This window comes from Methylobacterium nonmethylotrophicum (assembly GCF_004745635.1).
Classification (GTDB): Bacteria; Pseudomonadota; Alphaproteobacteria; order Rhizobiales; family Beijerinckiaceae; genus Methylobacterium; species Methylobacterium nonmethylotrophicum.
This window is the reverse complement of the sequence record NZ_SRLB01000068.1, coordinates 1-11,708: the sequence shown is the minus strand read 5'-3', so window position 1 is coordinate 11,708 and position 11,708 is coordinate 1. Positions and strand designations below refer to the sequence as shown.

The window sequence follows — 11,708 nt, the reverse complement described above, 5'->3', positions numbered from 1 at the left end:
TCTATGGCGGATCGGGAGGCCAACATCACGGCCCTGTTCTACTTTCATGGGCAGCCGCCGGCTTCCGGGCCGGACACTCAGCAGGTCGTCCTTGAGATCTGCCGGGACGAGGGCCTGCAGCAGGTCATCTGGGTCAGCCGAAACTTCCCGGAAGCCGAGCTCCCCGCACGCTACGAGCCCATCTACCAGGAAGGAGTCCGGCGCCACGGCGAACCCGTCAAGGACAGTAGATCGGAGATTGTGGTCTGGCCCGGCGGACACACGCTCCTGGCAATTCGTTCCGTCGAAGGCGGCCGCAAGCGGCTGATCATGATCGCCATCGGCGATCAGTACGAGAAATGCTCCGCGGCGCACGAAGCTGACGTGGGCCATCCGGCCACCGTTCACACCTCCGCCTTGCTCGAGGCAACGTCTCCATGAGGCCTATGCCGCCTCGCCGAATCGGTTCGTATGCCCCGAGTTTGCAGAGGGAGGGCGATTTGCCACTTCCAGAGCACGTTGCTCGTGCCCGACGGACTGCCGGTGGAGCATCGGACCGTTGCCATAGGATTGGCCACGCTGATGGCGATCGGAGCAGCAGCCATTTGCGTTGGAGCCGAGACGCTGGAAAGCGCTCGCGCGTGTCTACGGTGTCAATCTGCAGGTCAATACGGGCCGCGCAAGTATGCGGGGGGCCGACGAGACCTGGCCGTCCAGGCCGGCTTAGGGGTTTCATCGGCGGAAAGAACCTGGCCGGCAGGAGCTTGAAGCAGACCACACGTCCGAGTGGGGCGGGGCTCACCGTAAACCAAACCCTGTTCAACGATGTTCAGATCGGGAACAGCAGCCGGCGCGCGGAGGCAAGCGTGCTCAGCCAGCGCGAGACCCTGCACTTCACGGAGCTGACCACGCCGTTCAACGCGGGACAGGCTTATTCGATCGGGTCAAGGATCTCTGGACGGCGTGCGACCGGCGGATGGCTGCTGAGGAGAAGAGCAAGGTAATGCAGGCCAAGGTCGAGAGGCTAGTCTCGGACGCCGGCGTTGGAATTTGCTCCGATAAAGCGTCCTTCTCTGCCCGACGGGAATGCTGAAGGTGCAGGTCGGCAAGAGCACGACAGGCTTCTTGTATGCCAAGAGCCAAACCGATCTCATACACACCGAGGTGCCGGCCAGCCGGCAAGTCCGCGGCCGATGGCTCTCGGAGGCTTTGCGCATGCTGGTCGATGCCTGTCTTCTCGATGACCCAAAATGGTATGCCCCACTTTCGGAGGCACTCGCACCAAGGCCCGGCGAATGCATTCTCGACTGTGGCCCCGGAAGCGCCTTGCGCGCATTGTATTATGCGAACCGCTTCCCGGAAGCCAAATTCACTGCGGTTGAGTTCGACCGGCGCCGGATCGCGAGAGCGTTCAAGCGCTCATCCAGCATGAGCTTACCCAACTATAAAGCTATGACGTTCGAGGATGCGAGAAGAGTGCCGTTCAGTGCGAGCCAGTTCGACAAGGCCATGTTAGTTCTCAACTTACACGGTCTTGAACCGGCGGACAAAATCAAGAACTTGCGAGAGCTTCGTCGGATCGTTCGAAGGGGCGGCATCGTCTTAGCGGCGGACATCGATCAGCCGAAGGCCTCGAGAGAAGATGTGATCTTGCGAGTTACCCAGCTGCTCTATGGCGCGGAGGCGACCAGATCCCATACGTCGGGGACATGGCCGAAGTTCCTGTCGGAAGCAGGCTTTACGGGCGCACGCCGGTTATCGGAGCATCCCATCTGGATCGGCCGAATGGCCTTGGTCCGCAGCCGGAAGCAGTGAGATCACGCAGTGGAGCGGGTAAACGCTTCGTTCAGCGGGCGATCCGGCCGCTGGCGCTGACGCGCAAGAACGCGTTGTTTGCTGGTTCGGACGGCGGCGGGCAGCACTGGGCGGTGATCGCCTCGCTGGTCGAGACGTGCAAGCTGAACGGGGTGGAGCCGCACGCCTACCTGAGCGACGTGCTCACTCGCATCGCCGAGGGCCATCCCAACCGCCGCCTCGACGAGTTGCTGCCCTGGGCCTACGCCAGCGCGCAAGACCTCAAAGCCGTGGCCTGAAAGCTCCGTTTACCTTCTTCCCCTCACCTCCAACCTCAGCGAGCCCACTCCCATGTCGTCGCTCCGATCCTCACCGGCCTCGTTCCTCCTACCCCGGGTCGGGGGGATGCTCCTGATCTTAGCCTTGCCGGCCTGCGCGATCTCCTTGCCGGTCTCCCGGCCAGCCGAGGGCCCGACCGGCGCTGCAGGGCACGATCCAAAGCGGAGCGTGCCCTTATCGCTTCCGGGATTGGACCAAGAGGACTGGCGCAGGGCCCATGGCGTTCTCGGCCTCGCCCTGGAGCCGAGTGGCAACGGCCTGCGCGTGCGATGGGACAACCCGACCACAGGCCGCAAGGGCAGCATCGCGCCGGTCGCCCTGCCGATCGTGCGCGAGGGTCGGATCTGCCGCGCCTTCCTGGCGACCGTCGAGGAGGCGCAGCGCACCGCCCAGGTTCGCGGCATGGCCTGCCAGCAGGCCGGCGACGACTGGGAGGTGACGGAGCTCGAACGCTGAGGCGAGCATCAGGCGGACATCTCAATGGCCGGGCAGACCGCTGGGGAGACCGCCGGGCCAGCCCCCCTCAACGCTGACCTTGCGTCACCTCGCCCCGCCCCGCCGCGCCAGCCGCCGCTCCAAGAGGGCGGTGCGCCCGAGGTCGAGGAGGCGCCGGCCATTCACCAGGAACAGGATGGCGGCCAGTCCCAGATAGATCCAGGCGAGCGTGATCAGCGTCGCGACCATGCGCGCCTCGTCGTTCCGGTAGGCGAAGGCCAGCGCAACCTGCACGCTGAAGAGGGCTGCCAGCGCCAGGGCCGACCCGAGGCCGAGCCGTAGACCCAGGAGCAGCGCCAAGGCGAACAGCGACTGTGCTGCGGTCAGGAAAAACTCTTCGCCTTGGCGCGCGTCGAGCGGCAGGGAAGACATAGAACCCGCGCCGACACTCAAGGACAGCGGCAGCATGCCGACGAGCAGCGTCCACTGGTTAATCTTGTCGCTGACGAGGGCGCCGAGCCCGTTCGCCGCACGCCCTGCGACCACGAACAGGATCGCGACGGTGACGGCAGGAGCCTCGCTCGCTAGCGGCGCCAACCACTGGATCAGCAGGAACTCGTTGAGGCCCAGCAGCCGGCCCGAACGCACCATGGCCTCGGCGAACGGCTCGGCCGACGCGAGGATGATCACGCAGGCGACGAGCGTCATTGCACCCATGACGGCCCACTGCGTTCGCAGCGGCAGCGTGTTCAGGGCCGCGGCCGGGCCGGGCTCCTCGTCCTCAGCCTCGGACCTACCGCGCACGCTCCAGATATAGGCTCCGAAGAGCGCGGCCAGCATAGCGAAATCGAGGAGCGTGATGCTGTCCTTGAGGACGATGACGAAGGCGTAAAGGCTCGCCATGAGTAGGAAGACGACCTCGACCGCGTTGCTGCGTGACAAGTCCAGCGCTCGCCCGCCGCCGCGCGCCCAGTGGATCACCACCAACAGCGGCCAAGCCAAACCGACGAGGAGTCGGTTCGCCCCGGTCATGTTGGCAGCGGCATAGTGGACGTACTGCGAACCGGGCCCCGCTTTGCCGGCTTGATAGGCGTAGTAGAGATCGACCGCGTACTCGGGTAGTACGGTCACCAGGGCGACGACGGCGATGATCAGGCCTTGCGAAATGTGCCGCTCAGCCGCCTCGGCCCCCCAAGAGAGCAGGAAACCGGCTGACAGGATCGCCAGGCCGTAGGCTGCAGTCTCGCCGAGGGGCCCGATCGTTGCGCCCGTCAGACGAAGCGCGAGCGCCGGTATCGCCACCAGCGCGGCGACCGCCACCAGCATCAAGAAACGTCGCATCCAGAGCCTCCGTCAGGATGGTGGGCTGCCTGCTCAGGGCTAGCGGGAGTTGCCGGACCTGAGGACGCGGGAGTGAACACGGTGAGGGCTCGCGGCAGGACCTCGAACAGTGCCGGCGTTGTCGTCGTGATCTCGCCGTCCGTGTTGACCGGCAGCGGCGGCTCGGTACGGATATGGATGGGGTCGAGGCTGCAGAAGGCCCGCACGCCCGGAAGGCCGCGCTGGCGTCCGCCGCGGAGGAAGAGCAGCACGGGAAGTAGCCACCAGCGTCGGTGCGCATGCAGGCTATAGAAATCGAGGCAGCCGTCGTCGATCTGCGCCGCCTCGTACACCGCCATCCCCCCTCCGTAGAAGACGCCGTTGCCCACCACGATCTGCCGGATCGACATCCGTTCGGACAGCGGCCCGCAGCGCACTTCGGCCACGAAAGGCTGGGCATGGATCAGGGCCTGAGCAGCGGCGATGGGATAGCCGAAGCGCCCCCAGCGCTGCTTCATCGGTGCGGTGAGTCGGCGCGTGAGCTCGACGCTCAAGCCGAGGCTGGCCACATTCGCGAATAGGTGTTCGTTGACCCGGCCAAGGTCGATCCGTCGGCGGTGGCCCGCCTGGATCACCCCGGCCGCTGCCAGGGGATCGGTCGGGATGCCGAGGGTGCGGGCCAGATCGTTGGCCGTGCCCAAGGGCAGGATGCCGAGCGGTAGCTTAGCGGCCAGCGCGCCCTCCAGGACCGCGTTGACGCTCCCGTCCCCGCCGCCGACGACGATAGCCTCCACGGTAGCGGCAAGGTCGTGGATCACGCGGGTCACATCTTCCCGTCCGCCCATGGGCCGGCGCACCAGCGCCATACCTCCGGCCTCAAGGCGCCGGACCGCCGCCTCCACCGCGTCCGCGCTCCCGCTCCGGCTTCGCGGGTTCAGGAGCAGAAGAGCACACCGAGGGGGTCGCGGCGATGATCTCGCTTGCCCCATCTCGTACCCCTCCGCGCGGCCTCCACAGGGATCCGACATCAGGCCCGCGCCGCGTGCCCGGATGGGACCGCTGCTGACGCGCCAACGGTTCGAATGTCCGAAAGCCCGCAGCAGGTTGGCGGATGCCGCCGCTTGGCTGAGCCTCGCATCGTTCGTTCTCCTTGACCTGCCGCTCTGAACTGATAACTCTAACACGTATTCAAATGTTTCATGGACGCGCGGTGATGCTGGACCTGGACGAGGAGCGGGCGACCGAACTCGCCGAGATTTTCCGCCTACTCGGCGACGCAAGCCGCCTGCGGATCGCCGTGGTCTGCCTCGATGGCCCTTTATGCGTAAGCGACATCGCCCGTCGCGTGGGCCTGTCAACGTCACTTGTCAGTCATCACCTGCGCCTCTTGCGCGCGGCGCGGTTCGTGCGCTCGCAGAAGCGGGGCAAGCAGGTGTTCTACGGGACTACCGATGCGCATGTGCGTTGCGTGGTCACGGACATGGTCGCGCATGTCAGCGGGAAAAACTGTCTGGGCGCGGTGGAGGGCGAGGATGCTCCTTGTGCAGACTGATCCGCACCCGGCGACGCCCATGGAGAACGGGGTATCGTCTCGGATCAAGCACATCCCCGCGCTCGGAGCGGCAGCACGACGTGCGTGTGATCCTCGGGACATTCTCAAACCGGCGAGGGATTATGGGTTCATACTGGGGCATCTGGGGAGACGTACCCAATCATATCGTGCGACTCGCCCTCGCCTTCGCGTTCGCGTTTCCGCTCGGCTGGAACCGCGAGCGCGAGGCGCGCAGCGCCGGACTGCGCACCTTTCCCATCGTTGCCATCGCCAGCTGCGGACTCATCCTGCTCGCCAGCGAGCTCCTCGGCGCGCGCACGCCGGAGCAGGCACGCATCCTCCAGGGACTCATCACCGGTATCGGCTTCATCGGTGGCGGCGCCATCCTGAAAGGCGGCGACAACGTGCACGGCACCGCGACCGCAGCGAGCCTGTGGAATGTGGGCGTGATCGGGGCGGCCGTCGGCTTCGGCTACTACGATCTCGGACTCATCCTCGCCCTATGCAACTTCTTGGTCCTCGCGATCTTGACGCCTCTGAAGCCCGGTCCTGGGGTCGCTGCGCCCGGAGACCAAGGCGTACTCGGCGAGCCGACGCGAGCGCGGACCGTAGCGGGCGAGGCCAGGCATCCCGACTGACGGCACCCCGGCATCGAGGCTCAGCGTGGACTATCCCGGGCGCGCCTGCCGAGCGCAGATGTGTAGGTGTCGCCGGAGGTTTCGAGATGGCGGGCCTCGAAGCCGTGCTACGCTGTCGACGACTGCGCCGCGGGCCGGATCCGAAAGATCGGCCACGAAACGCCCACTTAATCGAAGGAGCGTTCGGGCTCCAGACCGAGCAATCCCAGCCCGCAGGCTTCCAGCATCACGCTGCTCCGCAATGTGGAAGATCAGGTCGCGGCATTCCGACAGGGTCCAGAAGTCCGAGGCGGCCCTTAGCAGCATGCCGAGGTCCGGGTGCGCTGCGGCAGCGTTCATGACGGCATGTCGCCCCGCCCGCACGCGGGTCGGCGCGAGCGCGCTACGCAACCAGGCCGCGCCCCGCGACGACGCTAGCGCGTGCGTCTCGCTGTTGAGACCGAGGAACAGCAGGCCGCTCGGGCCGGCCCCGATTCAGGCGACGCAGCCGAGCACGTCAAGGCCCCCGGGTTTTTTGGGGCGGACCGCGAGCACTAACCAGGTCTAGCGCTCGACCAGGTCGAGACGACCGACATTCAAAGCCTCGGCGTCCGCTGCAGCGCCTGAAGCGCCACCGACGGGCCACCGACGGGGCTGCGCCCGACAAATTCCTGCCACCTGCCCAATTCTGTCGCCGCCTCATGATCACCTTCCGACCGCTCGCAGCAAGTCCCTGGCGCCAGTCCGGCCCACCCGCCTGGGCCTTGAGGCGACCAACAGGAGGCCCGTCGCGGCGAGGATGGCCGCCATCAGCAGGATGAGGTCTCACTTGTCAGCGGCACGAATACAACTACGTCGGGAAGCTGGACTCCACGAGGGGTGCGAAACCGACATCGGAGCGTTTCTTGGTGACACCAACATTCATCCACACGCTAACCCACCGGATTACGGGGTTCGATTACCCTTACAGCCACTGGTGGGTCGACCTCCTGGCCGTGCTTGCTTTTGTTGTTGCGCCGGCGTGGACGGGGTGGCTAATTATCCGGTATGGCCTGCGATGGATGGGGTTACGGCGGCACCAGCAAACCCGTTCGGCGGCCGTTCCGCCGCGCGGTACCCGGCCGAAGCTAAGGTCGCGAACGTCGGTCGGCGGTCGCGACGACGCACCGGCCTGGCACCTGGAAAGCTTCGTCGTACGGGGGACGCTGCGCTTCCAGCTGCGTCTCGTACTGCTCTCTCTCCTGACGCTGCCGGCGGCGTGGCTTCTCCTCGAAATCCCCAAGCACATCATCAACCGCGCCATCACCGATGCGGACGGGGACGGTCACCCGGAGATGACCATCCTAGGACTCACCCTCGGACAGGTGGAGCTTCTATTCGCCCTGTGCGCGAGCTATCTGGCCGTGCTCACGCTGAGCGGGTTCGCCAAAGACGCAGTCAACCGAGCGCGCGGACGCGTGAGCGAGCGCCTCGTGCGGCGCCTGCGCTTGGCTATGATACGTTGGGCGCGCAACGAGCACTCGCCCGAGCGACGAGCTACTCTCGCGGCCGTTGTCGTGCAGGAAGTGGAGCCCATCGGCTATTTCGGGGGCAGCCTTGTTGTCGTGCCGCTCGTTCAGGGTGGCACGCTCGTGACCAGTGTCGTCTTCTTACTCCTTCAGAACGCCGCCCTCGCGCTAGCGGCGCTCATGATGCTACCGGTGCAGCTCACCGTACTGCCGCGCCTGCAGCGGCGCCTGAATGTCAAGGTGCGCGAGCGGGTTCACGCGACGCGGACTCTCAGTGGGCTTCTGACAGCGGTAAGTACCGGCCCTCCGCTCTCATCGCCCTTCGACAGTGCCGCACGAAAGTCGATCCTGTTGCGGCAGGTGGATCTGGTGGAGGACCTTGAACAGGTTCGGGTTGAGATCAACAACATTAAAGGCTGGCTCAAGGGCCTCTACAACTACACCTCCAACCTCACCCCGTTTTTCTTCTTCCTGATCGGCGGCTACCTCGTCGTGCAGGAGCGTCTCTCGCTCGGCGCCCTCGTTGCGGCGCTTGCAGCCTACAAAGAGATCGCGCCAGCGATGCGCGAGTTGTTCGACTTCGCTCAGAGTTGGTCCGACGCGAGAGCCCGGTTTGAGGAGGTCACCAAGGCGCTCGACTGTCCCCATCCGGGAGCTATGCGGGGATTTGGGTGACGAGGTCGGTGATCCTCCCCCGCTTTCGCGGACACGGGTTTTAGCTCGCATTCCGCTCAGCTTGCTCGGGTGTGACGTAGCCGAGAGCTGAATGGAAACGTTGCCGATTGTAGTAGCCCTCGATGTAAGCGAACAGGTCGCGCCGCGCTTCATCGCGGGTCGCCCATCGTCGCTGGTGGACGAGCTCCACCTTGAGGGTGTGGAAGAAGCTCTCCATCGGGGCGTTGTCGTAACAGCAGCCCGTCCGGCTCATGGATGGTCTCGCCCCCATGACGGCGAGTTGCTTGCGATACGCCTCAGCCGCGTACTGGCTGCCGCGGTCCGAGTGACAGATCAGCCCAGCGGTTGGCCGCTGTCGCTGGGTCGCCATCATCAGAGCAGCCAAGGTTAGCTCGGCCCGCATATGGTCGCGCATCGCCCAGCCGACGATCTTGCGCGTGGCGAGATCGAGAACGGCAGCCAGGTAGAGCCAGCCTTCGCCCGTCGGCAAGTAGGTGATGTCCGCCAGCCAGATTGTGTTGGGCTTTGCGGCCGAGAAATCCTGCTTCAGAAGGTTCGGAGCGACTGGCAGGTCGTGATGGCTGTCGGTCGTGCAAGGTCGGAACCGTGTCAACGCCGATTGAAGTCTGACCCACCTTTGGGCTCTCCCGCGTTTATGGTGCAGCCGGGCGGCGAGTCACGGGGCCGCACGGATCATGAACATCAGGACCGCCCTCCACATCTGAGCCGGTGTCCAAACGCCTGCTGCCCCTCATCCCCGCCGGTCTCGTGGTCGATCAGGTCGACCACGAGCCTGACCAGATCATCATCCGCACCCATCTCCGCGCGACGGCTGCTGCCTGCCCAGGATGTGGAGAGACCTCGGCCAGTCCCCATTCGCGCTACACCCGCACCCTGGCCGATCTCCCGTGGCAGGGTCGGCGCGTCGTCATTGCGGTCCAGACGCGGCGATGGCGTTGCCCGCAGCCATACTGCCCGCGCCATGTCTTCGCCGAGCGCCTCGCCGGCGTTGCTCAGGCCGGCGCACGCCGCACTCACCGCCTCGGCGACCTTCAGCACCACCTCGGTCTCGCACTCGGTGGTGAGGCCGGCGCACGCCTGGCGGGGCGCATCGGCCTGCCGATCAGCCCCGACACGCTGCTGCGCCTCGTGCGAGGTCGTGCGCCCGCGCAGGCCGAGCGCGCACCGCGGGTGCTAGGCATCGACGATTGGGCCTGGCGGCGTGGTCAGCGCTACGGCACGATCCTGTGCGATCTGGAACGAGGCCAGGTCATCGACCTGCTGCCCGACCGCGAGGCCGCCACCGTGGCCGACTGGCTGCAGCGGCATCCCGGCGTCGAGGTCGTGGCTCGTGACCGCGCCGGTGCCTATGCCGATGGTGTGCGTCGCGGCGCCCCCGGGGCGGTCCAGGTCGCGGATCGATGGCATCTGCTCTGCAACGGCTCGCAAGCGCTGGTGCAGGTGCTCGATCGGCACCGCGGCGAGTTCTCCCGTGTCGCGCGAACCATCGTGAGCCGAGCCGCAGCGGAAGCGCCGCCGGTCGAACCGTAAGCGCTCGGTGACGGAGCCACTGGTCAGGCGGCCTGCTCGGCCTCACTGGTCGGCATCCAGTTCCAGGGCAGCAGATCGGCCAGTCGCTTGGCCGGGTGATCGGCGATGCGCGTGAGCACGTCGCGCAGGTAGGCCTCCGGATCGAGCCCGTTCATCTTCGCTGTCTCGATCAGGGTGTAGAACGCCGCCGCACGCTCGGCGCCCAGCTCGGATCCCGCGAACAGGTAGTTCTTGCGCCCGACCGCCACACAGCGCAGCGCCCGCTCGGCCGCGTTGTTGTCGAGGGCGAGACGCCCGTCGTCGAAGGCCCGCATGAGCGCCGGCCAGCGCGCCAGCATGTAGCGCAACGCCTTGGCCAGGTCGGAGCGGCCCGGCACCTGGGCCAGGCTCGTCTCGGCAAACGCCTTCAGCGCCTCGGCCAGCGGCTTCGAGCGGGTCTGCCGCTCGCGGGTGCGGGCATCGGGCGGCTTGCCGTGCAGGTCGCGCTCGACCCCGTAGAGCGCCCCGATCCGCTCCAGCGCCTCCGCCGCGAGAGCCGAGCCCGTCGCGGCGTGCACGTCGAAGATCTTGCGGCGCACGTGCGCCCAGCACCCCGCCTCGGTCAGGCCGCCGCCCACTCGCCCGGCCTCGTACAGCCCGTTGAAGCCGGCATAGCCGTCGGCCACCAACACACCGGAGAAGGCCGCCAGGTGCGCGAGCGGGCGCTCGCCTCGACGGTCGGGCGAGGCGAAGAACACGGCCGCCGGCGGACGGGCGCCGCCATGGGGACGCTCATCCCGCACGTAGGTCCACAGCCGCCCGGTGCTCGTCTTGCCCGTGCCGGGCGCCAGCACCGGGATCGGCGTGTCGTCGCCGTGCAGGACGTCCGAGGCGCCGATCACCTCCCGGCGCAGAAGCTCGGTCAGCGGCTGCAGCGTGGCCGCAGTCGCGCCGAGCCAGCCCGAGAGCGTCGAGGTCGCCAGTTCGACGCCGTCGCGCGCGTAGATCTCGGCCTGGCGATACAGCGGAAGATGGTCGTCGAACTTCGCCACCGCGATGTGGGCCAGGAGCCCGGGACCAGCCCGCCCGCGGGGAACCGCATGGTGGGGGGCGGGCGCCTGGACCACCTGCTCGCAGGCACGGCAGGCGAACACCTCGCGGACGTGGCGCACGACCTTGAACCGGCCCGGGACGTAGTCGAGGCTCTCGGTCACGTCCTCGCCGATCCGGCGCAAGCTCCCGCCGCAGGCCGGGCAGGCGCAGGGACCGGCGTGGACCACGCTCTCGCGCGGCAGATGCGCCGGCAGGTCCCGCCGGGCGGGCTTGAGCCGAGCGGCCTCCCTTGCCTCGGCGACGACCGGCGTGCCGGCCAGGCGCTCGGCCTCGTCGACCTCCAGCGCCTCGATGGCCAGTTCGAGTTGCTCGAGGCGCGTGCCGAGCTTCTCGGACGAGGTGCCGAACCGCGCCCGCTTCATCCGGGCGAGCTCGCCGCGCAGCTTCTCGATCAGGGTGCTGGCGTGGACCGCCTCGCGCGCCAGGCCGACGATCAGACGCTTGAGCGCGTCGACGTCGTCGGGCAGCGAGGCAGGATCGAGAGCCATGCCAACAGCTTAGCCCTTGCCAGGGGCCGTCGCCACCGGCCCTGACCACGGACGCGGCCACCTCGGTAGTCTGCCGCTCTCAGCCTGCGATCGTCGGCCGGTCGGTGCGCAGCGGCATGCGCCAGTCGATGCCTTCCAGCAGCATGGCGAGCTGGGCCGGCGTCAACGCGGCAGCGGCACCGGCGGTGGACGGCCAGACGAAGCGGCCCTTCTCCAGGCGCTTGGCGAACAGGCACAGGCCCTGGCCGTCCCACCACAGCACCTTGATCAGGTGGCCCTGCCGCCCGCGGAACACGAAGGCCTGGCCCGAGAACGGATCGCGCGCCAGATGGTCCTGGACGAGGGCGGCCAGCCCGTC

11 protein-coding genes and 2 pseudogenes are annotated in these 11,708 nt (G+C 67.1%); 8 read left to right on the top strand and 5 right to left on the bottom strand.

Features of this window, described 5'->3' with window-relative positions; genetic code table 11:
• From EU555_RS36575 to EU555_RS36570, 4 genes and pseudogenes are all read left to right on the top strand, one after another.
• On the top strand, window positions 1–420 hold a 420-nt coding region (locus EU555_RS36575; RefSeq protein WP_167858770.1), incomplete at its 5' end, for a threonyl-trna synthetase.
• A gap of 645 nt (window positions 421–1,065) precedes the next feature.
• Window positions 1,066–1,794 (top strand): class I SAM-dependent methyltransferase, encoded by a 729-nt coding sequence (locus EU555_RS35370; protein WP_135419998.1) that lies wholly within the window; start codon window positions 1,066–1,068, stop codon window positions 1,792–1,794.
• A 29-nt stretch (window positions 1,795–1,823) separates the two neighbouring features.
• A pseudogene (locus tag EU555_RS35365) lies at window positions 1,824–2,072 on the top strand (transposase domain-containing protein); the annotation flags it as partial.
• Between the two features lie 208 nt (window positions 2,073–2,280).
• The gene (locus EU555_RS36570; RefSeq protein ID WP_167858769.1) at window positions 2,281–2,568 is read left to right on the top strand and encodes an RT0821/Lpp0805 family surface protein; all 288 of its coding nucleotides are present in this window, start codon (window positions 2,281–2,283) and stop codon (window positions 2,566–2,568) included.
• Window positions 2,569–2,652: 84 nt separating this feature from the next.
• Here the strand turns inward: EU555_RS36570 and EU555_RS35355 are convergent, their stop codons facing one another.
• Together EU555_RS35355 and EU555_RS35350 are read right to left on the bottom strand one after the other, a co-directional pair.
• Window positions 2,653–3,888: a sodium:proton exchanger gene (locus EU555_RS35355; RefSeq protein ID WP_135419994.1), complete on the bottom strand. Its 1,236-nt coding sequence runs from the start codon at window positions 3,886–3,888 to the stop codon at window positions 2,653–2,655.
• Complete coding sequence (locus tag EU555_RS35350; protein ID WP_135419992.1) at window positions 3,873–4,856, bottom strand: lipid kinase; 984 nt, start codon at window positions 4,854–4,856, stop codon at window positions 3,873–3,875. The genes EU555_RS35355 and EU555_RS35350 overlap by 16 nt, the downstream gene beginning before the upstream one ends.
• A 224-nt stretch (window positions 4,857–5,080) precedes the next feature.
• On the opposite strand from EU555_RS35350, the gene EU555_RS35345 reads away from it, so the two are divergent.
• From EU555_RS35345 to EU555_RS35335, 3 genes are all read left to right on the top strand, one after another.
• Window positions 5,081–5,419 (top strand): ArsR/SmtB family transcription factor, encoded by a 339-nt coding sequence (locus EU555_RS35345; protein ID WP_135419990.1) that lies wholly within the window; start codon window positions 5,081–5,083, stop codon window positions 5,417–5,419.
• Window positions 5,420–5,586: 167 nt separating this feature from the next.
• Window positions 5,587–6,057 carry an MgtC/SapB family protein gene (locus EU555_RS35340; RefSeq protein ID WP_342636511.1) on the top strand — a complete coding sequence of 157 codons (471 nt, stop codon included), beginning with the start codon at window positions 5,587–5,589 and terminating at the stop codon, window positions 6,055–6,057.
• 887 nt (window positions 6,058–6,944) lie between these two features.
• Window positions 6,945–8,219, top strand: a complete 1,275-nt coding sequence (locus tag EU555_RS35335; RefSeq protein ID WP_245524652.1) for a multidrug ABC transporter ATPase — start codon at window positions 6,945–6,947, stop codon at window positions 8,217–8,219.
• A 40-nt stretch (window positions 8,220–8,259) separates the two neighbouring features.
• Here EU555_RS35335 and EU555_RS35330 read toward each other — a convergent pair.
• Window positions 8,260–8,835, bottom strand: a pseudogene (locus EU555_RS35330) (IS3 family transposase); the annotation flags it as partial.
• A gap of 113 nt (window positions 8,836–8,948) precedes the next feature.
• Between EU555_RS35330 and EU555_RS35325 the strand changes: the two are divergent.
• Window positions 8,949–9,770 (top strand): ISL3 family transposase, encoded by an 822-nt coding sequence (locus EU555_RS35325; RefSeq protein ID WP_135419987.1) that lies wholly within the window; start codon window positions 8,949–8,951, stop codon window positions 9,768–9,770.
• 23 nt (window positions 9,771–9,793) lie between these two features.
• Here EU555_RS35325 and tnpC read toward each other — a convergent pair whose 3' ends face one another.
• Window positions 9,794–11,350 (bottom strand): IS66 family transposase, encoded by a 1,557-nt coding sequence (gene tnpC, locus EU555_RS35320; RefSeq protein ID WP_135419985.1) that lies wholly within the window; start codon window positions 11,348–11,350, stop codon window positions 9,794–9,796.
• A 79-nt stretch (window positions 11,351–11,429) separates the two neighbouring features.
• Window positions 11,430–11,708, bottom strand: a 279-nt coding sequence (gene tnpB, locus EU555_RS35315) for an IS66 family insertion sequence element accessory protein TnpB (protein ID WP_135419983.1), incomplete at its 5' end; no start/stop codon positions are given.